The sequence below is a fragment of the Streptomyces sp. NBRC 109706 genome (assembly GCF_000974485.1).
GTDB lineage: Bacteria > Actinomycetota > Actinomycetes > Streptomycetales > Streptomycetaceae > Streptomyces.
Genome location: NZ_BBOM01000006.1, coordinates 669,910 through 690,445, shown reverse-complemented (window position 1 = coordinate 690,445; position 20,536 = coordinate 669,910). Strand labels below are relative to the sequence as shown.

General features: G+C 72.4%; 20 protein-coding genes. 10 read left to right on the top strand and 10 right to left on the bottom strand.

Annotation, left to right across the window (positions count from 1 at the left end; translation table 11 throughout):
• Positions 1-39: 39 nt before the first annotated feature.
• Positions 40-252 (bottom strand): hypothetical protein, encoded by a 213-nt coding sequence (locus tag AOM46_RS13255; protein ID WP_062210193.1) that lies wholly within the window; start codon positions 250-252, stop codon positions 40-42.
• A 366-nt stretch (positions 253-618) separates the two neighbouring features.
• Here AOM46_RS13255 and AOM46_RS13250 point away from each other — a divergent pair, with 366 nt between their 5' ends.
• Both AOM46_RS13250 and AOM46_RS13245 read left to right on the top strand, forming a co-directional pair.
• Positions 619-1,302 carry an HAD family hydrolase gene (locus AOM46_RS13250; RefSeq protein ID WP_078856765.1) on the top strand — a complete coding sequence of 228 codons (684 nt, stop codon included), beginning with the start codon at positions 619-621 and terminating at the stop codon, positions 1,300-1,302.
• Between the two features lie 62 nt (positions 1,303-1,364).
• Positions 1,365-1,772, top strand: coding sequence for a VOC family protein (locus AOM46_RS13245; protein WP_062210186.1), 408 nt, complete (start codon positions 1,365-1,367; stop codon positions 1,770-1,772).
• On the opposite strand, the gene AOM46_RS13240 is transcribed toward AOM46_RS13245, so the two are convergent.
• From AOM46_RS13240 to AOM46_RS13230, 3 genes are read right to left on the bottom strand one after another with little or no spacing between them, the layout of a single operon-like run.
• Positions 1,769-2,518 (bottom strand): RNA methyltransferase, encoded by a 750-nt coding sequence (locus AOM46_RS13240; protein ID WP_062210183.1) that lies wholly within the window; start codon positions 2,516-2,518, stop codon positions 1,769-1,771. The genes AOM46_RS13245 and AOM46_RS13240 overlap by 4 nt on opposite strands.
• Positions 2,515-3,840: an HTTM domain-containing protein gene (locus tag AOM46_RS13235; RefSeq protein WP_199823968.1), complete on the bottom strand. Its 1,326-nt coding sequence runs from the start codon at positions 3,838-3,840 to the stop codon at positions 2,515-2,517. The genes AOM46_RS13240 and AOM46_RS13235 overlap by 4 nt, the downstream gene beginning before the upstream one ends.
• Positions 3,837-4,592, bottom strand: coding sequence for a DUF5819 family protein (locus tag AOM46_RS13230; RefSeq protein WP_062210180.1), 756 nt, complete (start codon positions 4,590-4,592; stop codon positions 3,837-3,839). The genes AOM46_RS13235 and AOM46_RS13230 overlap by 4 nt, the downstream gene beginning before the upstream one ends.
• Before the next feature lie 151 nt (positions 4,593-4,743).
• Here AOM46_RS13230 and AOM46_RS33160 point away from each other — a divergent pair, with 151 nt between their 5' ends.
• The gene (locus tag AOM46_RS33160; RefSeq protein ID WP_062210177.1) at positions 4,744-5,910 is read left to right on the top strand and encodes an aminotransferase class I/II-fold pyridoxal phosphate-dependent enzyme; all 1,167 of its coding nucleotides are present in this window, start codon (positions 4,744-4,746) and stop codon (positions 5,908-5,910) included.
• On the opposite strand, the gene AOM46_RS33155 is transcribed toward AOM46_RS33160, so the two are convergent.
• Genes AOM46_RS33155 through AOM46_RS13210 form a run of 3 tightly spaced genes read right to left on the bottom strand, consistent with a single transcriptional unit; the run spans position 5,879 to position 7,567 of the window.
• Entirely contained in the window at positions 5,879-6,214 is a 336-nt protein-coding gene (locus tag AOM46_RS33155; RefSeq protein WP_062210174.1) for a rhodanese-like domain-containing protein, read from the bottom strand. The two genes, AOM46_RS33160 and AOM46_RS33155, sit on opposite strands and share 32 nt — an antisense overlap.
• Positions 6,215-6,252: 38 nt before the next feature.
• On the bottom strand, positions 6,253-7,098 hold the full coding sequence (locus tag AOM46_RS13215) for a J domain-containing protein (RefSeq protein ID WP_062210171.1): 846 nt from the start codon (positions 7,096-7,098) through the stop codon (positions 6,253-6,255).
• Between the two features lie 40 nt (positions 7,099-7,138).
• Positions 7,139-7,567: a helix-turn-helix domain-containing protein gene (locus tag AOM46_RS13210; protein ID WP_078856764.1), complete on the bottom strand. Its 429-nt coding sequence runs from the start codon at positions 7,565-7,567 to the stop codon at positions 7,139-7,141.
• A 127-nt stretch (positions 7,568-7,694) separates the two neighbouring features.
• On the opposite strand from AOM46_RS13210, the gene AOM46_RS13205 reads away from it, so the two are divergent.
• The 3 genes from AOM46_RS13205 (at position 7,695) to AOM46_RS13195 (ending at position 10,230) form a co-directional block, all read left to right on the top strand.
• Entirely contained in the window at positions 7,695-8,342 is a 648-nt protein-coding gene (locus tag AOM46_RS13205) for an FMN-dependent NADH-azoreductase (protein ID WP_062210168.1), read from the top strand.
• 774 nt (positions 8,343-9,116) lie between these two features.
• Entirely contained in the window at positions 9,117-9,749 is a 633-nt protein-coding gene (locus tag AOM46_RS13200) for a TIGR03086 family metal-binding protein (protein ID WP_062210166.1), read from the top strand.
• Positions 9,750-9,774: 25 nt separating this feature from the next.
• Positions 9,775-10,230, top strand: coding sequence for a hypothetical protein (locus AOM46_RS13195; RefSeq protein ID WP_234313761.1), 456 nt, complete (start codon positions 9,775-9,777; stop codon positions 10,228-10,230).
• A 56-nt stretch (positions 10,231-10,286) separates the two neighbouring features.
• Here AOM46_RS13195 and AOM46_RS13190 read toward each other — a convergent pair whose 3' ends face one another.
• A complete protein-coding gene (locus AOM46_RS13190) occupies positions 10,287-11,087 on the bottom strand; it encodes a GntR family transcriptional regulator (RefSeq protein ID WP_062210161.1) in 801 nt (266 codons plus the stop codon).
• Between the two features lie 533 nt (positions 11,088-11,620).
• On the opposite strand from AOM46_RS13190, the gene AOM46_RS13185 reads away from it, so the two are divergent.
• A complete protein-coding gene (locus AOM46_RS13185; protein WP_062210158.1) occupies positions 11,621-12,634 on the top strand; it encodes an AraC family transcriptional regulator in 1,014 nt (337 codons plus the stop codon).
• Between the two features lie 80 nt (positions 12,635-12,714).
• Here AOM46_RS13185 and katG read toward each other — a convergent pair whose 3' ends face one another.
• Positions 12,715-14,946, bottom strand: coding sequence for a catalase/peroxidase HPI (katG, locus tag AOM46_RS13180; RefSeq protein ID WP_062210155.1), 2,232 nt, complete (start codon positions 14,944-14,946; stop codon positions 12,715-12,717).
• 444 nt (positions 14,947-15,390) lie between these two features.
• Here katG and AOM46_RS13175 point away from each other — a divergent pair, with 444 nt between their 5' ends.
• Complete coding sequence (locus AOM46_RS13175; RefSeq protein ID WP_062210851.1) at positions 15,391-15,801, top strand: Fur family transcriptional regulator; 411 nt, start codon at positions 15,391-15,393, stop codon at positions 15,799-15,801.
• Positions 15,802-15,959: 158 nt separating this feature from the next.
• On the opposite strand, the gene AOM46_RS13170 is transcribed toward AOM46_RS13175, so the two are convergent.
• Positions 15,960-17,387, bottom strand: coding sequence for a PLP-dependent aminotransferase family protein (locus AOM46_RS13170; RefSeq protein WP_062210152.1), 1,428 nt, complete (start codon positions 17,385-17,387; stop codon positions 15,960-15,962).
• Between AOM46_RS13170 and AOM46_RS13165 the strand changes: the two genes are divergently transcribed.
• Together AOM46_RS13165 and AOM46_RS13160 are read left to right on the top strand one after the other, a co-directional pair.
• Complete coding sequence (locus AOM46_RS13165) at positions 17,386-18,624, top strand: aminotransferase class V-fold PLP-dependent enzyme (RefSeq protein ID WP_062210149.1); 1,239 nt, start codon at positions 17,386-17,388, stop codon at positions 18,622-18,624. The genes AOM46_RS13170 and AOM46_RS13165 overlap by 2 nt on opposite strands.
• The gene (locus tag AOM46_RS13160; RefSeq protein ID WP_062210146.1) at positions 18,621-19,922 is read left to right on the top strand and encodes an MFS transporter; all 1,302 of its coding nucleotides are present in this window, start codon (positions 18,621-18,623) and stop codon (positions 19,920-19,922) included. Before AOM46_RS13165 ends, AOM46_RS13160 begins: the two co-directional genes overlap by 4 nt.
• Positions 19,923-20,536: the final 614 nt, after the last annotated feature.

Below are 20,536 nucleotides of genomic sequence, written 5' to 3'. Positions count from 1 at the left end.
GGTGCGGGATCGTTTCGCCCGGCGCCGGTCGGGGTGGGCTCAGGCCGGTCGCCAGAAACGCCAGTTCTCGTCCAGCACATCGGCGTTCCGCTGTTCCCATTCGGTGGCGGCGCGGGCCAGCTCGGTCGGGCAGTGCCAGGCGCGGCCCCGCGTCAGCGGACGCAGTCTCAGCCGCGGGCCGATCCGCCCCACCACCCGACCGACCCTCCCGGTCCGGGTGTCCACCACACAGGCGCCGTCGGTCCAGGCCATCGACCGCTCCCTCGCTCTCAGTAGCCGTTCCGTCACCAGTACACCGGAGACCACTCTGCGCGCTGTCGAGGGGTGAAAGGCGCGAGGTTCCACCGCATTGCGCAACGGAGAACCCCTTCGGGGGATGGTGCCCGAGTGAGCCCTACCCACCCGTTCGATATCCGCCGGGCTCCGGCGAGGGGGGCGCGCGGCGGCGCGCGGGCGTGCGCCGGGTGCGGTGGCACGGGCGCCGGCGTGGGGGGCGGGCGGGTGCTGGGCGCAGCATGCCTCATCGCGGGGCGCGGCGTCCCGGGTTCCCCCGGAGAACGCCCATATCGGGGACGGCCCCATCCCGTTGGGACGTTCCGGCTCTATACGCTGCCGGCCATGATTCGAGCGGTGGTGTTCGACGTGGGTGAGTGCCTGGTGGACGAGAGTCGGGAGTGGGCCGGCTGGGCCGCCTGGCTCGGCGTGCCCCGGCACACCTTCTCCGCGCAGTTCGGGGCGGCCATCGCCCAGGGCCTGGACTACCGGGAGGCGTTCGAGACCTTCCGGCCGGGCTTCGACCTGGCACTGGAACGGGAGAAACGCACGGCCGCCGGAGAGCCGGAGTGGTTCGGCGAGAACGATCTCTACCCGGATGTGCGGATCACCATCAGGGTGATGCGGGAGGCCGGCATGTGGCTGGGCATCGCGGCCAACCAGAGCCCCGCCACCACCCAGGTGCTGCGCACCCTCTTCTCCGGCTACGCCGGGCTGATCACCACCTCGTCCGATCTGGGGGTGGCCAAGCCCGATCCCCGGTTCTTCGAACTCCTCGTGGAGGACCTGGAGGTGGCGCCGGAGGAGATCCTCTATGTGGGCGACCGGCTGGACCACGACATCCGGCCGGCGGCCTCGGTCGGCCTGCGCACCGCGCTGATCCGCCGTGGCCCCTGGGCGGTGATCCAGCAACACCACCCGGACGCCGCCTCGTTGCCCACCATGCGGATCAGCGGTCTGCGGGAGATCCCGGAGCAGGTGGCGGCGTACAACGAGCGTTTCGCCGAGGGAGCCCGAAGGACCGGCTGACCGCGCGGCTACCCTCGACCGGAACGCGGCCGTCGCCCGTACGGCCCGGGAGAGGCACCCCCATGCCGGCAGACGGCCAGGCCCATCTGCGCGTCGCCCGTCCCTCGCGGGATCTGGCGGCGGCGCGACGTTTCTGGGTCGACGGACTCGGCCTGACCGTGCTGTACGAGCACGAGGCGGACGGCACCCCGGGGCAGCACGCCCTGCTGATGGTGGGCTGGCCCGACGCCGGCTGGCACCTTGAGCTGACCCACGATCCGGGTGCGCCGACGGAGCCCACGCCGACGCCGGAGGATCTGCTGGTGGTCTATCTCGCCGAGCCGGTGCCCGAGGAGCTGGTCGTCGCACTGGAGCGCGCCGGCGGCGCGCGGGTGGCCGCGCACAACCCCTACTGGGACGCCTGGGGCGTCACCCTCCAGGATCCGGACGGCTACCGCCTGGTGCTGTCCACCCGCGACTGGAAGGTCTAGGTCCCCGGCGGCCGCTGGCCGGCCTGCCAGTGGTAGAGCGTCATGGCCACGCTGGTCGCCAGGTTGTAGCTGGAGACGCCGGCGCGCATCGGCAGCGCGACCAGGGCGTCCGCGCGGGCCCGCACCTCGGGCGAGAGGCCGGCCCGTTCCGAGCCGAAGGCCAGCACCGCGTGGTCGGGCAGCCGCAGGCCCCGCAGGTCCTCGCCCTCGGGATCGAGCGCGAAGAGCGGCCCCGCGGGCAGTTCGCCGGGATCGGCCCGGCCGACCCGGGTGGCGAAGTGCAGGCCGGCCGAGGCGCGGAGCACCGTCGGATGCCAGGGGTCGACCGTGCCCGTGGTCAGCACCCCGGCCGCGCCCACGCCGGCCACCAGCCGCACCACGGCGCCGACGTTGCCCAGATGGCGCGGCTGGTCGAGCAGCACCAGCGGCGCCCGGCGCGCCTCGGCCGCCGCCGGCGGCCCGGCGGCCGTCGGCACCGCCAGCGCCGCGACCCCGGTGGGGTGCGGCCGGCCGACCAGCCCGCGCAGCGTCTCGGGCGCGGCCTCGACCAGGGTGGCGGCCAGCCGTTCGACGAGGTCGGGCGCCAGCCGCTCGGCCAGCGCCAGCGTCGTCGGCCGGTCGGTGGCCAGCGCCAGCGGCACCTCGGCGCCGAACCGCAACGCGTGCTTGAGCGCGTGGAAACCGTCCAACAGCACGGTGGTGGCGGCGAGTTCGGCCCAGCGCGCGGCGGGCGACGGCGGGCTCACGTCCGTTCGGCCCAGGCCGGCCGGTCGGGCGCGGGATCGACGTCCCGCGGCGCCTCGTCGTCCGCCGCCACATCGGCCGGCCGCCGCCACCGCCCGGTGACCCGGGCCAGCGGCGCCGTCAGCCGGCGGGAGCGGCCGCCGAGCCAGACCAGGAAGGCGGTGGGCAGGAAGACGGCGTCCATCGCGATCATCGCCATGGAGAAGAACGGCAGCCCCAACAGCACGGCGATGCCGACGTGTTCGCCCATCATCAGCACCAACAGCACGTTCTTGGCACGCCGGTTGAGCAGCGCGAACGGGAACGCCACCTGCACCATCACCGTGCCGTAGGTGAGCGCCAGCACCAGCATCCCGCTGCCGGTGATCAGCTGGCTCAGCTCGGGCCAGGCGTTGAAGTAGTCCAGCTCCATCGGGTAGTAGACGGCGGTACCGTCCTGCCAGCGGGAGCCCTGGATCTTGTACCAGCCGGCGGTGGCGTAGATGATGCAGACCTCGAACATGATCACCAGCAGCGCCGCGTTGTGCACCAGGTTGGCGATCATCTCGGACACCACGCGCGGCTCGCCGGGGGCGTGGCGGCGGATCAGCCACCAGTAGGCGTGCACCAGCCACATGCCGAGGAAGAACGCCGTCCAGACCGGGCTCTCCAGCTTTCCGCCGGCCAGCGCCATCGCCACCAGCCCGCCGAGCACGGCCCAGATCACGATCCCGACGGTGTCCCCCGGCGCGCCGCCGGCCGCCCGCTGCCGGGCGCGGCGCCGCGCGTCCAGCGACCAGACCTGGCTGCAGCGGGTCAGCACCAGGTACATCGCCATCAGGTGGATCACGTTGTCGCCGCCGTCGCCCATGAAGACGCTGCGGTTCTGCACCGAGAGCACGCCGATCATGAAGAGCATCGAGGTGGCCCTGGTGCGCCAGCCGATCAGCAGGGCCACGCAGACGGCGATGGTCAGGTGGTAGATCAGCTCGAACCACAGCCCGGACTCGGACCAGAGCAGCAGCGTGAAACCGCCGGTGTCGTCGACGAACCGGGTGGCAAGGTCATGGCCCCAGGGGCTGTCGGGGCCGTAGAGGGTGTTCCGGTGCGGCCACTCGCGCAGCAGGAACGCCAGCATCGTGCCGGCGAAGCCGATGCGGACGATCGCCGTCTGGTACGGGCCGAGCGCGCGGCGGGTGATGTTGCCGAGGCCGCGCAGCAGCGCCGAGTCGAAGGTGCGGCCGAGGCCGGCGAACGGCGAGGGCGCCTCGGGCGGTTGGGGCTCCTGGGGCGCGGTCCTGGTCGCCTGGGTCGGGTCGCCTGAACGGGGCGGGGGAACGGTCACGGCCTGGCCTCGTTCCTCGCCGTGGCGCTGTCGCCCGGCAGATCGTCGCTGGTCACCGTCCACCAGTCCAGTTCGCGCGGGGCGGGCGGGTCCTCGGGCTCCTCCGTGCGCCAACTGGGCGCCGGGAGCCGGGTGCTGATCACCCGCAGCTGGATGCGCTCGACCTCGCCCAGATCCATCCGGTCGTCGAGCCGCAGCAGGGCGATCCGGTGCAGATAGCTGGCGGACAGCTCGCCGCGCATCCCGACCGGCTCCCCGTCCCGGTTATGGGACTTGTCGTAGAAGTCCCAGGCCCGGCGCAGCATGTTCAGATGCGAATGGCTGGGCAGGGGGTTGTACCGGATCTGGTCGATATCGATCGCCGTGAGATTGACCCAGTCCGTTGTCTCCGGGTCCTGGCCCCATTCCGTGCGGACCTCGGCGCGGACCTCGACCACGGTGTTCCGCTGCATCGGGTTGGGCGCGAAAAGCTTCCAGTTCTGTTCGAACTCCGGGTAGATATAGGCGCGCACGGTGTCCCAGTGCTCCTCGCGCACCGTGTTGGACGGCGCGACAAAGAGGAAGATCATCGCCAGATGCCAGCAGGCGTAGACGCCGATCACGCTGATGGCCACCGCGAGCACCGCGCGGGCCTTGAGCGACAGCGCGCCCAGGCTGACGGACTCCAGCTCCCCCTCGGGCGGCGCGACGTCCGCCCGCTTCCCGTCGTCGGCCGCGCCGGCCGACCCGGCCGCTGTGTCGGATGGCAACATCTCGGCCCGCTCCCCCGCACCGCCACACGGCGGCGCCACTCACTCGCTCTGACCCGAGCACCGTATCGCCTTCGGCTCGCGTCCTGACACCTCGGCCGTCGACCGGCGGCTCGCCCTGTGCCACCGGGCGTCGGGTCCCTATCGTGTGGGGATGAGCCGAGCGACCGAGACCTCCATCTTCACCGAGATGACCGAACTGGCCCGCCGTACCGGAGCGGTCAACCTCGGCCAGGGCGTGCCCGACCTGGACTCGCCGGCGGCGCTGCTCTCCGGCGTCGCCTCCGCCGTGCTCGCCGGCGCCAACCAGTACCCGCCGGCCACCGGCCACCCCGCGCTGCGCGGGGCCGTCGTCGACCACCAGCGGCGGCGCTACGGCATCGAGCTGGATCCGGACACCGAGGTGCTGGTCACCACGGGCGCCACGGAGGCGCTGGCCGCAGCGGTGCTGGCGCTGACCGGGCCGGGCGACGAGATCGTCACCTTCGACCCCGCCTATGACGCCTACGCGGCGGACGCCAGGCTCAGCGGCGCCACCCTGGTCACCGTGCCGCTGGCCGTCGACGGCGACGGCTTCGCCCTGGACGCCGACGCGCTGCGCGCCGCGCTCACCCCGCGCAGCCGGCTGCTGCTGCTCAACTCCCCGCACAACCCGACCGGCAAGGTCTTCACCCCCGACGAGCTGCGCCGCGTCGCTGAGCTGTGCCGGGAACACGAGCTGACCGTGCTCACCGACGAGGTGTACGAACATCTGGTGTACGACGGCGCCCGGCATCTGCCGATCGCCACCCTGCCGGGGATGCGGGAGCGCACCCTGACCGTCTCGTCCGCCGGCAAGACGTTCAACGTGACCGGCTGGAAGGTCGGTTGGGTCAGCGGCCCGGCCGATCTGGTGGCGGCCGTGGCCGGCGTCAAGCAGTGGCTCACCTATGCCTCCGGCACCCCGTACCAGGAGGCCATCGCCCGCGCCCTGGACGGCGTCGAGGACTGGGCGAAGGAGCTGCGCGGCGTCCTCACCGTCGGCCGTGACCTGCTGGCCGACGGGCTGACGGAGGCCGGGCTGCGCCCGTACCGGGCGGACGCCGGCTACTTCCTCCAGGCCGATATCCGCCCGCTCGGCCGCACCGACGGGTTGCGGTTCTGCCGGGAACTCCCCGAGCTGGCAGGCGTGGTGGCGATCCCGACCAGCGCGTTCCGACAGGGCGTGGACACCGCGCCCTGGCTGGTGCGGTTCTCCTTCTGCCGCCGGCACGAGGCGCTGCGGGAGGCCGTGACGCGACTGTCGGCGCTCAGAGCACCGTCGGCTCGCCCCGGTCGCTGACCAGCGGCCGGCCGGCGGCCTGCCAGGCGTGCATCCCGCCGTCCACGTTGCGGGCCGACACGCCCTGCTGTTCGAGGAAGGCCGTCACCTGCGCCGAGCGCCCGCCTGCCTTGCACACCACATGCACCGGCTGCTCGCCCGCCAGCTCGACGATCTCCGGAAGCCGCCCGACGACCTCGCCCATCGGGATGTGCACGGCGCTCTCGGCGTGCCCGGCGGCCCACTCGTCCGGCTCCCTGACATCGATCAACACGCCGTTCTCCGGCACCTCACCCGCGCCCACGGCGGGAACCCCAAAGCTCATGCCCCAACCCTGCCACACCCCGGCGGGCGGCGGCCCGTTCAGGCCGTGAGGCGGCTGAGCTCGGCCTCCTTGGTGGCGATCTGCCGGCGCAGCCCCTCGGCGACCTCGGTGAGCAGTCCGTCCGGATCGTCCTCGGCCATCCGCAGCATGGCGCCCACCGCGCTGTCCTCCAGCGCGGCGGCGGCGTCCGCCAGCAGCTCCTTGCGCTGCGCCAGCCACTCGAGCCGGGCGTACAGCTCCTCGCCGGCCGAGACCGGCGCCTCCTCCGCCCCGGCGCCGCCGGCCTCCCACTCCTCGGCCAGCGCGCGCAACGCGTCCGCGTCGCCGCGCGCGTACGCCTGGTTGACGCGGGAGAGGAACGCGTCCCTGCGCTCCCGTTCCGTCTGGTCGGTGACCAGATCGGGGTGGCAGCGGCGGGCCAGCTCGCGGTAGAGCGCCCTGGCCTCCTCGCCGGGCCGGACGCGGGGCGGCTGGCGCACGGACTGGTCCGTCAGCATGGCGTAGCCCTCGGGCGAGAAGCCGTCGCCGTCCAGCCAGCCGTGGAACAGCTCGGAGACCAGCGGCATGGGGGTGACGGCGGCGCGCGCCTCCTGGGCGCGGCGCAGATCCTCGGGATCGCCGGTGCGGGCGGCGACCGCCTCGGCGAGCTGGGCGTCCAGCTCCTCGATGCGGGCGTAGAGCGGACCGAGGCGCTGCTCGTGCAGCCGGGAGAAGTTCTCCACCTCGATCCGGAAGGTCTCCACCGCGATCTCGAACTCGATCAGCGCGTCCTCGGCGGCGCGCACGGCGCGGGCCAGCCGCCGGGTGCCCTCGTCGTCACCGCCGGCGCCCTCACCGCTGGTGGCCTGTCCGTCGCTCGTCGCCTCGTCCGCCGCTTCGCTCACCTGGTCAGCCTAGGCCACCGGACGCCCGGCGCCACGGCGGTCAGCCGTCGATCCGGGGGCAGGCGGCGCCGGCGGCGCCGAGGTGCCCCTCGGCCCAGCGGGTCAGCTCGGCCAGCGCGGGGCGCAGGCTCTCGCCCGCCTCGGTGAGCCGGTAACTGACGCGCAACGGGGGCCCGTTGTGCACGTCCCTGCGGACCAGTCCGGCCTCGACCAGCTCGCTCAGCCGGTCGGAGAGCATCCGTTCGCTGATCCCCGGCACCGAGCGGCGCAGCTCGGCGAAGTGCCCGGGGCCCGCCATCAGCGAGGCGATCAGCAGGCCCGTCCAGCGCTTGCCCAGCAGGCCGAAGACATGGTGCACGGCGTTCGCCGGCGTGGCGCAGCCGCCCTCGGGGTGCTCCTCGACGCCGACGCCGGGCCCCCCGGTGTCCGGTCCGGCGTCTTCTCCGGTCTCGTCCCTGCTTCCTCGCATGTGTCCCAGCCTACTTGCACCCCACCAAAAAAGAGTTACTGTAGAAAAGTAAGCGGCTGCGGGAACACCCGCTGCTTCTTTTCATGCACCAACTCATCCCCCCGTGATCCCCGGAGGCATCCCCCTCATGGCCACTCTGCTGCACATCGACTCCTCGCTGAACGGAGAGAGGTCCGTCTCCCGCGAGGTGACGAGGACCTTCCGCGAGACCTGGGAGAAGCAGCACCCGCAGGGCACCGTGATCCACCGCGACCTCGCCACGGATCCGGTGCCCCATCTGACCGCGCTCAGCCACTACGCGCCGACGGTGCCCGCCGAGGAGCGCACCCCCGAGCAGCAGCGCGCCTACGCGGAACGCGACCGGCTGATCACCGAGCTGGAATCGGCCGACGCCGTGGTCATCGGCGCCCCGCTGTACAACTACAGCGTCCCCACGTCGCTCCGCTCCTACCTGGACCACATCATCGTGGCCGGCCGCACCCTCGGCCCCGACTCCACCATCGCGGGCAAGCCGGTCACCGTGGTGACCAGCCGGGGCGGCTCCTACGCCGCCGGCACCCCACGCGAGGGCCAGGACTTCAACGTGCCGTACCTGGACCATCTGCTGGGCACGGCCCTCGGCCTCGACGTGACGTTCATCGTCCCCGAGCTGACCCTGGCCAGAATCGTCCCCGCCATGGCCGACCTGGTCGACCGCGCCGACACCTCCCGCCACCAGGCCCACGAACAAGCCAGAACCCACGCCACAGCCCTGGCCACCCGCCTCGCGGCGTAGCCCTGCGCGGGCGGCGTTCAGCGGAGACAGCGGCGTCAGCCGGACGGTGGCCGTGCGCGGTGCCCTTCGCGGGCGGCGTCAACGGCGGGTGGCCGGGCGGCCACCCGGGACGGGGGCCCGGGCGGTGCCCTGCGCGGGCGGCGTCAGCGACGCGGCGTCTTGCGCAGGTGGGGGTGGACGACGTCAGCGGCACGGTGCCCTGCGGGGGGCGTCAGCGTCCGGTGGACGGCCAGTCGCCCGGGACGGGGGCCCCGAGCGGCTGACCGCAGCACCGCTGCGCGGGCCGCGCCGTTGTGAACGACGGATCCCCGCAGCGACGCCGGACGGCCGGCAGCGGACCTGCAGCACGTGGCCCTGCGCGGGCGGCGTGAACGGTGAGTAACGCAGCGTCCTGCACCGGCGACATCAGCGGTGAGCGGCGCGGTGCCCTGCGCAGGCGGCGTAAGCGGCGTAAGCCGCTCGGTGCCCTGCACGGACGGCGTCAGCCGCGCGGCGTGAACGGTGAGTGGCGCAGTGCCCTGCACGGGCGGAGTCAGCGTCCGGTGGACGGCCAGTCGCCCGGGACGGGGGCCCCGGGCGGCTGGCGGCAGCACCGCTGCGCGGGCCGCGCCGTTGTGAACAACAGGTCCCCGCAGCGACGCCGGACGGCCGGACGGCCGGCACCGCGGCCCGCAGCCCTGCGCGGACAGCGTCAGCTGCCCCCGCGGGGGGAAATCCGGTGGCATCCCCGCTCGGTTGGCGATGAGTTCGAGGTTCGGGCGTGGTCCATCCCATATGACGGAAACCACTGACCGCACCGATGCCCAGCCGCTCGATCTGCGGCCCGTCGCCGACCGGCTGGCCGCGCTGCTGGACGGCGTGCCCGACGACCGGCTCGACGCGCCGACGCCCTGCCCCGGGATGCCGGTGCGCGGGCTGCTGCAACATCTGCTGGGCCTGACGTTGGCCTTCCGCGCCGCCGCCCGCAAGGAGTTCGGCCCGTTGACGGACACCGATCCCGAGGACCCCGACGCGCCCGCGCCCAGCCTCGCCGGCGACTGGCGGGGCCGGCTGCGCGAGCAGCTGGCCGAGTTGGCCACGGCCTGGCGCGATCCCGCCGCCTGGCAGGGGGCGACGCGCGCCGGCGGCGTCGACCTGCCCGGCGAGATCGCCGGCGTGGTGGCCCTCAACGAGGTGCTGCTGCACGGCTGGGATCTGGCCCGCGCGACCGACCAGCCGTTTGTCGCCGACCCCGCCGCGCTCCAGGCCTCGATCGACCTGCTCTCCCAGGACGCCGACGACCCAGACGCCCGGGCCCAGGGCCCGTTCGGGCCACCGGTCCCGGTGCCGGCCGACGCCTCGCCGCTGGCCAGGGCCGTGGCGCTCAGCGGCCGTTCGCCGTCCTGGACGCCACCGCGCACATCGTGATCAACTGACCGCTGTGCAGGCGGTGGTGGCAAGCGTGATAGCGGTGCTCGGCACCCTGCTCGGCGCCGGGGCCAACCACCTGTTTCAGCAGCGCACCGCCGTGCGCGGTCAACTCCTCGCCCGCGAGGAGCGGTTGCGCGGCGAGCGGCTGGAGGCGTACGCCGCCTACGCGGCCACGCTGGTCAACTACCGCCGCGCGCTGGTCCATCGGTGGTTCTGCCTGCACGAGGACCCGCCGCCGGGCGACCCCGTCGAGGCCCGTGCCCGCTCCTACGAGCGGCTCAACGAGGCCGAGGAGGCGCTCTTCCGCTGTCGCCTGCTCGCCGACTCGCCGACGGTCGGGGAGCGGGCGGCCGAGGTCCTGACGGAGGTCAAGAGGCTGCACGGAGCCACCGACCGGGCCGATCTGGACGCGCTCAGGGACCGCACCCGCGACCGGATCAACGCCTGGGTCGACGACACGGCCGCCTCGCTCCGCTGACCCGGTCCCGTTCGGTCATCGCCGGTCCGGTCGTCGTCCGGTCGTTGAAGGCCCGATCACCAACGGTCCAACCTGGTCACGAACTCCAGCCGGGTGCGGTCGCCCGGCAGGGTGATCTCGGACAGTTCGACCACCCGGTCGTCGACGTCCAGGCACCGTTGTCGGAGGTCGATCACGGCCGCGCCCGGTGGCATGGCCAGGACGCGCGCCTCCTCCTCGGTCGGCAGGCGTGCGGCGGTGATCTCCTCCACGATCCGCGCCACCTCGATGCCGACCGTGCTCAGCTGGCTCTGGGTGCCGCCCGGCCATGGCTCGTTGGCCGCGTCCAGCAGTTCCGGGTTGCCGGCCACCCGTTCGCGCACCAGAAAGGAACGGGTGAGGTTGAACGGTGCCGGCTCCGTGCTGTGACGGGTCCGGTAGGACCGCTCGACCAGCGGCGTGCCGACCGGCACGGCGAGCGCCCCGGCCAGTTCGGGGCCGGCCTCGACCTCCCGGTAGACCGCGCTGAACACCAGATCGTCGACCGCGAGGCCGGTGTCGTGCTCCGTCACCCCGGTGCCGGCCCGTACCCCGAGGCTCTGTCGGGCGCGGTTCTTCTCCCACTGGTGCCGCTCGTCCGAACGGCGCACCGGCCGGCGCGGCGGGCGGACGGCGAACCCGCCGCCGGGGGCCTCGTCGAGCAGTCCCTCGGCCCGCAGCGCGTCCAGCGCACGGGTGACGGTGGGCCGGTCCGTGCCATAGCGCCGCCGCAACACATCGGGTGCCGGCAACCGTTGCCCGGGGCGCGGGTCACCGTCCCGGATCCGCCGCCGCAGATCGTCGGCGATCTCCGCGCTCTCCTCCTGTGCGTCCGCCATCGCGCCCCGTACCTCCCGCTCGCTCGCCAGGTCCCGAGGGACCACCCCTACCGGGCGGCGGCGGGCAGTCGTGCCGCGACGCGCCGCGAAAGCCTCCGCCCAGCCTGGTCAGGGCTGGGCGGAGGACACAGGAGCCGGGACCGGGCGGGGACGAACCCCGCCCGCTTTCCCCTCCGGATCCTGTGTTTCGGATGGGGTGCCAGGTGTGCGAGTGGTGACTAGACGGTGGGCGTCATGGGTACGGGCTGAACCAAACCGAAGAGACAACCGAAGAGACATGTGTGCGAGATGGGCCCCGCCGTGGTGGTTCGCACGGCAGGGCCACCTCGATCGTCCGTCCTGGACATCCCCCGTGTTTCCAGGCCGGTGCCGGCCGGCGGCGCCTGCCCCGAAGACCGCCCGGGGGCCGTTGGCGCCTTGACCGCGGGCGGGTACGACGCTACTCACGAGGGACACCGGTCAGCTACTCCCGAAGCGCGGCGTTCGGCCGGAAAACGAGGGCCGGAAAACGAGGAGCGAAGGAGACGTGGCCGATGGCCCAGCCCAGCGTCACCACCGGCGACCTCAGCGCCCTGCCCACGCTGGTCCGCAGCAACGATCTCGACGAGACCCGCGAGATCATCAGCCATGCGTACAGCCCGTACCAGCTGGACTGCCTGGGCGATCCGGCGGAGTTCTCCGCCTGGTACGCGGAGAGCGGCTTCCCCGGGATCACCGTCTCCGGGCTGAGCTACGGACGCCGGGGCGGCCGGGCGGAGACCCTGATCAGACCGCAGCCGCTGGGCAGTTACCTGCTGGTCTGCGAGGTCACCCACGGCTGGGTGACGGTGAGTTCACCCGGTCGGGAGGAGTACCGCGTCGGCCCGGGTGACACCTATGTCCTCGACCCGTACCGCGATTTCCGGGTGCACTGGTCGCCCGGCGCGCGGATGTTCACGGTGCGGCTCGACCGCGAGGTGGTGGAACGCGCGGCGGCCGACTCGCTCGGCATCGACGGCCCGGTGCGGGCCAGGTTCGCGTTGGGCGGGGCCGTCTCGGAGCGGGCGGCCGGCAGCTGGTCGCATATCTCCCACGCGGTGCGCCACGAGGTGCTCGGCGCCGGCATCGCCCGCACCAACCCGGTCGTCGCCGCCCAACTCACCCAGGCCACGGCCGCGTTGCTGGTCGCGACCCAGCCGCTGATCACCCGTGGCGTGGCCGCGCGACCGGGCGGCACCGTATCGCACGCGGCGCTGCGCCGCGCCATGGCGCTGATCGAGGAGCGCCCGGACCACCCACACACCCTCGCCGACCTGGCCGCCGCGGCCCGCGTCAGCCCCCGCGCCCTCCAGGAGGCGTTCCGCGCCCACCTGGACACCACCCCGCTCGGCTACCTCCGCGAGGTCCGCCTCCGCCATGCCCACCAGGACCTCCTGGCCGCCGCCAGAGACCGCTCCGCCACCGTCTCCGACATCGCCCACCACTGGGGCTTCTCCAACCTCGGCCGCTTCGCCGCCCACTACCGCCACCGCTACGGCCACCCGCCTTCCCAGACCCTGCACGGTTGAGCCGACACCGCCCTCCGAACGTGCCCCGGCCCGGCCGCCGTGTGGGTGGCCGGGCCGGGGGGAGGGTGGGACCGGGTGGGTCAGGAGAGGTCGTAGCGGTCCAGGTTCATGACCTTGGTCCAGGCGGCGACGAAGTCCGTCACGAACTTCTCCTTGGCGTCATCGCTCGCGTAGACCTCGGCCAGCGCGCGCAGTTCGGAGTTGGAGCCGAAGACCAGGTCGGCGCGGCTGCCGGTCCACTTGACCTCGCCGGTGGTGGCGTCGCGGCCCTCGAAGGTGTTCGCGTCCGCCGAGGTGGCGTGCCAGGTGGTGCCCAGGTCGAGCAGGTTGACGAAGAAGTCGTTGGTCAGCGAACCCGGGGTGGTGGTCAGGACGCCGGTGGACGACTGCTGGTGGTTGGCGCCCAGCACGCGGAGGCCGCCGACCAGGACGGTCAGTTCGGGCGCGCTCAGGGTCAGCAGGTTGGCGCGGTCGAGCAGCAGGTACTCGGCCGGCAGCCGGTTGCCCTTGCCCAGGTAGTTGCGGAACCCGTCGGCGGTCGGCTCCAGCGCGGCGAAGGACTCCACGTCGGTCTGCTCCTGGGTGGCGTCCACCCGGCCCGGAGTGAAGGGGACCTCGATGTCGAACCCGGCGTCCTTGGCGGCCCGTTCGACGGCCACGCCGCCGGCGAGCACGATCACGTCGGCCAGCGAGACCCGCTTGTCGCCGGTCCCCGCGGCGTTGAAGGACTCCTGGATGCCCTCCAGGGCGCGCAGCACCGTCGCCAGCTGGTCCGGGTCGTTGACCTCCCAGCCGCTCTGCGGCTGGAGGCGGACGCGGGCGCCGTTGGCGCCGCCGCGCTTGTCGCTGCCCCGGAAGGAGGCGGCCGACGCCCAGGCGGTGGAGACGAGTTGGGCGACGGACAGGTCGGCGGCGGCGATCCGCTCCTTGAGGGAGGCGAGGTCGTCGGCGTCGAGCGGCTGGCCGGTCGCGGCGGGCAGCGGGTCCTGCCAGAGCAGCGTCTCGCTGGGCACCTCGGGGCCGAGGTAGCGCGCGATCGGGCCCAGGTCGCGGTGGGTCAGCTTGAACCAGGCGCGGGCGAAGGCGTCGGCGAACTCGTCCGGGTTCTCCAGGAAGCGGCGCGAGATGCGCTCGTAGGCCGGGTCGAACCGGAGCGAGAGGTCGGTGGTGAGCATCGTCGGCGCGTGGCTCTTGTCCGCGTCGTGCGCGTCCGGCACGGTGCCGGCGCCGGCGCCGTCCTTCGGCCGCCACTGGTTGGCGCCCGCCGGGCTCTGGAACAGCTCCCACTCGTAGCCGAAGAGGATCTCGAAGAAGCTGTTGTCCCAGGCGGTGGGGGTGTTGGTCCAGATGCCCTCAAGGCCGCTGGTGATGGTGTCGGCGCCCTTGCCGGTGCCGTGGCTGTTCTGCCAGCCGAAGCCTTGCGCCTCGATCGGCGCGGCCTCCGGGTCGGGGCCGACGGCGTCCGCCGGGCCCGCGCCGTGGGTCTTGCCGAAGGTGTGGCCGCCGGCGATCAGCGCGACGGTCTCCTCGTCGTTCATCGCCATCCGGCGGAACGTCTCCCGGATGTCGCGGGCGGCGGCGATCGGGTCCGGGTTGCCGTTGGGGCCCTCGGGGTTGACGTAGATGAGGCCCATCTGCACCGCGCCGAGCGGGCTCTCCAGCTCGCGGTCGCCGGTGTAGCGCTCGTCGCCGAGCCAGGTGTTCTCCGGGCCCCAGTAAACGTCTTCCTCGGCCTCCCAGACATCGGCGCGGCCGCCGGCGAAGCCGAAGGTGGTGAAGCCCATGTTCTCCAGGGCGACGTTGCCGGAGAGGATCAGCAGGTCGGCCCAGGAGAGGTTCTGGCCGTACTTCTTCTTGACCGGCCACAGCAGCCGGCGGGCCTTGTCGAGGTTGCCGTTGTCCGGCCAGCTGTTGAGCGGGGCGAACCGCTGCTGACCGGCGCCGGCGCCGCCGCGGCCGTCGCTGATCCGGTAGGTGCCGGCGCTGTGCCACGCCATCCGGATGATGAACGGGCCGTAGTGGCCGAAGTCGGCCGGCCACCAGTCCTGCGAGGTGGTCAACACCTCGGCGATGTCCCGCTTCACGGCCGGGAGATCGAGGTTCTTGAACGCCTCGGCGTAGTCGAAGTCCTCGCCGAGCGGGTTGGCGACGGCCGGGTTCTTGGCAAGAATCCGCAGGTTGAGCCGCTCCGGCCACCATTCGCGGTTGCCGCCGCCCTGGGTCGGATGCGGGGCGCGGCCATGTGCGACCGGGCAGCCGCCGGTGCCCTCCGTCTTCGCGTCGGTGACGATTGCGTCGGGGTTCTCAGCCATGGGAAACCTTCCGGACTAGCGGATCACGTTGCTCGGAAACTGGGGGCGGGCGAAACGACTGCGGGGGCGACGTTCGGGGTAGGCGCACCGCCGGAACGGCGCCCGGTCCTGGGGAACGTCGGGACGTCGGGACATCGGGACATCGGCGGGCGTCGGTCGGCCGTTCCGGCCGCGCTGGCCGCGCGCTTCCGGGGCGACGGAACCCGGCGGCGAGCGAATCCGCGCACTGAACCGTCACGCGCCCTTCCCCGTTGCTGTCCTGTCTCTAGGCCCTTCACCGGAACCGATCCTACAATGGACCTAGTCCAGGTCAATACGACGGCCGGATCATCGCCAGACCGTACGATTCCATGACCGGACCGTACGAATCCGCTCGACAGATGCGACAGTTGCAGTCCCAGACGAAGTTGAAGTCCCGGACGAAGCACGATGAGGTTGGTGGTCATGAGTGACCTGCTGGAACGGCTTCGCGGACGTGGCTGGCGGATGACCGCCCAACGCCGGGTGGTCGCCGAGGTGCTCGACGGCGAACATGTGCACCTCACCGCCGACGAGGTGCTTGAGCGCGCCACCGTCCGACTGCCCGAGATCTCCCGGGCGACCGTCTACAACACCCTCGGCGAACTCGTCTCGCTCGGCGAGGTGCTGGAGGTGGCCACCGACGGCCGCGCCAAACGCTACGACCCCAACGCCCACCGCCCCCACCACCATCTGGTCTGCTCACGCTGCGGCGCCATCCGCGACGTGCACCCCAGCGGCGACCCGCTGGCCGACCTCCCCGACTCGGAACGCTTCGGCTTCACCATCTCCGAGGTCGACATGACCTATCGGGGCATCTGCCCGGACTGCGCCTGAGCCGGCACGGCCCTGTCGCCGTGGCCGCCGAACGGTCCGGCCGTCGACCGATGCCGGTACCGCCCACTCCGGAGAGCGACAAAGAACCACCGCCCCGACCGAACCACCCCACAAAACGCCCCGGTCGGACACGTCGGTCGACGGCCGCAGAGCCGCTGTCACAGGTGGCCCGCCTCGTTGCCCGGGTCGAGGTCGATCAGTGCGGCGCCCAACCGGCGGGCGCCGTCCGTCAGTTCGGCCTGGGACGCGGTGGCGGCGAAGCCGATGCGGAGGTGTGCCGCGGGGGGCTCGGCGGCGAAGTAGCGGCTGCCGGGGCTCACGGCGACGCCGCGCCGGCGGGCCGCGTCGGTGAGGGCCATGTCGTCCACGCCAGGGGGCAGGCGAACCCACAGATGCAGCCCGCCCGTTGGCGGCCCGTTCAGGGTCGCGCCCGGCAGCTCCCGGGTGACCCCGGCGGCCAACGCCGCGCACCGCGCCCGCAACTCGACTGCGAGCGAGCGGAGATGACGGTCCCAGGACGGTGAGCCGAGCAGTTCCAGCGCGGCCTCCTGAAGCGGGCGCGTGACAAAGAAATCGTCGACCAGGCGCACCGCCCGCATCCGTTCCATGACCGGCCCGCGCGCGACCAACGCCCCGATCCGCAGGCTCGGCGCGGCGGGCTTGGTGAGCGAGGTGACATGGACGACCGTGCCGTCGCGGTCCTCGGCGACCAACGGGCTCGGCACCGCGCCACCGTGCCCCAAGTGCCGCGCGAAATCGTCCTCGATCACAAACGCGCCCGAGGCGCGCGCCACGTCGAGGATCTGGCGCCGCCGTTCGGGCGCCAGCACGGTGCCCGTCGGATTCTGGAAGGTCGGCTGGCAGTACAGCAGCCGCGCGCCGGTCAGCGCGAACGCGTCGGCCAGCAGATCGGGCCGCAGGCCCTCGCCGTCCAGCGGCACGGGAACCGGCCGCAGCCCGGCGGTGCGGGCGGCGGCCAGGGCCCGGGGGTAGGTGGGGGACTCCACCAGGATCTGGCTGCCGGGCCCGGCGATGGCCCGGAACGCGATCGACAGAGCACTCTGCCCGCCGGCGGTGACCAGCACATCCTCCGGTGTCACGCCGGCGCCGACGAGCCGGGCGAACACGGTGCGCAGCGCCATCAGACCGCTGGCCGGGGCTCGGTCCCAGGCGTCCGGACGGCGTGCCGCACGGGCGAGGGCCGCGCTCAGCGGCCGGGTGGGCTGGAGCGTGCGGTGCACATAGCCGCCGTCCAGCACGATCGTGCCGGCCGGTGGCGGGCCGAACGGGTCGGCGATCTGGTGGATTTCGACGGCCCGGTCGGTGAGAGCGACCGTCTGCCAGTCGGTGTCGGCCGCCCTGTCGCCGAGCGCGGGGCGCCGCGCCACATAGGTGCCGCTGCCCGGGCGGGTGACCACCGCGCCCTCGGCGGCCAGCGCGGCGATGGCCCGCGCCACCGTCGCCGGGCCGACCCGGTACTCCCTGATCAGCTCCCGACTGCTCGGCAGCCGATCGCCCGGGGCGAGCCGGGCGAGCAGCGTACGAAGGCCGTCGGCCAACTCACCAGAAGTGCTACCGTTATTCATGAGAGATGACGATAGCGCTACTGCACTCAACCGAGAAGCACTTCGGCTGGACATCGCCGCTCTGCGGGCCGACACCCCGGGGTGCCGCCAGGTGATCCACTTCAACAACGCGGGCTGCGGACTGCTGGCCGCGCCGGTACGGGACGCGATGGTCGGCCATCTGAATCTTGAGGCCCGGATCGGCGGCTACGAGGCCTCGGCCGCGAAGGCCGCCGAAGTCCGCGCGTTCTACACGGAGATCGCCGCCCTCATCAACACCACGCCCGACAACATCGCCTTCGCAGGCAGCGCCACCCACGCCTACGCCAACGCCCTGTCCTCGATCCCGTTCGAGGCCGACGACGTCATCCTCACCACCCGCGACGACTTCGTCTCCCAACAGATCGCCTTCCTCTCCCTGCGCAAACGCTTCGGCGTCCGCGTCGTCCACGCGCCCAACACCCCCGAGGGCGGCGTCGATGTGCCGGCGATGGCCGCGCTGATGCGGACCCACCGCCCCCGCCTGGTCTCCGCCACCCATGTCCCCACCAACTCGGGACTGGTCTCACCCATCGCCGAAATCGGCCGGCACTGCCGCGAGTTGGACCTGCTCTATCTGGTCGACGCCTGCCAGTCGGTGGGCCAGTTCGTCATCGACGTGGCGGAGATCGGCTGCGATCTCCTCACCGCCACCTGCCGCAAGTTCCTTCGCGGGCCGCGTGGTTCCGGATTCCTGTACGTGTCCGACCGGGTGCTGCGGGCGGGCTACGAACCGCTCTTCATCGACATGCACGGCGCCCGTTGGACCGCCCCCGACCGCTACGAACCGGTGGGCACGGCGGCCCGGTTCGAGGAATGGGAGTTCCCCTACGCCACGGTGCTCGGCAGCGCCGCCGCGACACGCTATGCCCGCCGGGTCGGCATCGAGGCCATCGAGCGGCGCACCCCCGAACTCGCCGCCCGGCTACGCGCAGGGCTCGCCCGGATCCCCGGCGTGCGCGTGCTCGACCGCGGCCCCCGGCTCGCCGCGCTCGTCACCTTCGACGTCGCGGGCTGGCAACCGCAGCCGTTCAAGGCCGCCCTGGACGCCCGCCGCGTCAACTCAGCACTCAGCTTCCGGGAGTTCGCACAGTTCGACTTCGGCGACAAGAACGTCGAGTGGTGTCTGCGTCTGTCGCCGCACTACTACAACACCGAGGAGGAGGTGGACCACGTCACCGCCGCGGTCACCGAACTCGCCGCCCGGGGACGACGATGACCGTCACGGAGGCGCGCGCCACGGAAAGCCTCTGGCGCAACGGCGACTTCCTCAAGTTCTGGGCCGGTGAGACCATCTCGCTCCTCGGCACCCAGGTCACCAACCTCGCCCTGCCGCTGGCCGCGATCGTCGCCTTCGACGCCACCGACGAACAGGTCGGCCTCCTGCGGTTCCTCCAACTCGTGCCCTATCTCGGTCTCGCCCTGCTCTTCGGCGTATGGGTCGACCGGGCCAGGCGACGGCGGATCATGCTCGGCACCAATCTCGTCCGGATGCTCCTGCTGGCCCTGGTACCCGCCCTGTACTGGGCGGATCTGCTCAGCATGGGCTCGCTCCTGACGATCGCCTGCGCCGTCGGCATCGCCTCGGTGCTGTTCGACGTGAGCTGGATGTCATATGTGCCCACCCTGGTCCGCGACCCCAAACACTATGTCGAGGCCGGCGCCAAGATGGGCATGAGTTCCTCGGCGACCGACGTGGCGGGGCCCGGGCTCGCGGGTGTCGTGATCGGCGCCCTGACCGCGCCCGTGGCGATGATCGTCAACGCCTTCTCCTATCTGGCGTCCCTCATCCTGCTGTTGCTCATCCTGCTGTTGCTCATCCGCACGCCCGAACCCCGCCCCGAACCACCGGACGGACGACGGCACCTGTCGGCCGAACTCCGCGAGGGCCTGCGGTGGGTGCTCAGGAACCCGGTGCTGCGCTCGCTGGCGCTGATCGGGTTCTGCTGCAACCTCTCCATGGTCACGGTGTGGACGATGTTCCTGCTGTACGGAACGCGTGACCTGCACCTGGAACCGGCGGCCCTCGGCGGCATTTTCGCCACCGCGTCCTTGGGCGGCCTGCTCGGCGCGGCGCTGTCCCGCACGCTCATCCGGCGCCTCCGGCTCGGCCTCGTCTACCTCGTCGCCCAGTCGGCCATCCTCGTCGGCCCGACGCTGATCGTCCTGGCCACCGGGCCCCGACCGGTGATGGTGGGGATGTTCGTCCTCTCCTTCTTCACCAGCTACCTCGGCCTCGGCGTCGCCGGCGTCATCATCGTCAGCGTGCGCCAGGCGAGCACCCCCCAGCACCTGATGGGCCGCATGACGGCGGTCTTCCGCACCCTGCTCTTCGGCGGCGGCGCCCTCGGCGGCCTCGCCGCCGGTCTGCTCTCCGGCCACCTGGGCGCCCAACACGCGCTCACCGTGGCGGCCATCACCTCCGCCACCGCCCTGCTCCCCCTCGCCCTCTCCCCCGTCACCCGCCTCCACACCCTCCCCCCGACGCCGACACCGGACGGGCGGAGCGCGCGCTGAACGGGAGACCGACGAAGACACCTGGACGAGTCCGGGACGGCCGACCGCGCTACGAAAGCGCGCTCCAGCGAACCGGTCCACCCGGGCAGGGTGTTCTCGTTGCCCCCGGCGGGCACGGTAAAGATCGGCGATCAACTTTCCGGCTCGCGGCGCGGTGAGCGACTGTGTCGAAACCCGCGTCCACAGGCTGGGAATCTGCCCTAGCGCCAACGCCGAAGCCCCGACCGGCGAGCCGGTCGGGGCTTCGTGACAGCCCGGTGAGAGCTGGGCGGAGGATACGAGATTCGAACTCGTGAGGGTGTGAACCCAACACGCTTTCCAAGTCTGTTGGTGCCTCGTCGCTGGGCGCCCGGGCCAGTTCAGCTGCGCCTACGTCGGGCCGCAGGGTGCCGCGACAGACCACCCTGAACGACTGCGGCCGTGCCTGAACGAGACGGAAACTGAGACGGTGGCTTGGGCCCAGCCACAACCGAGTACTGGGGGCGGTGACGACGCGAAGTACTCCAACGCTGGACTCAGCCCGTCACTGCTGTTCCCGTCAGGAAGGTGCTGGAGAAGCCACCAACCATGCCCTCACAGATGCCAGCAAGTACGCCACGTCCGGCAGCAATCAA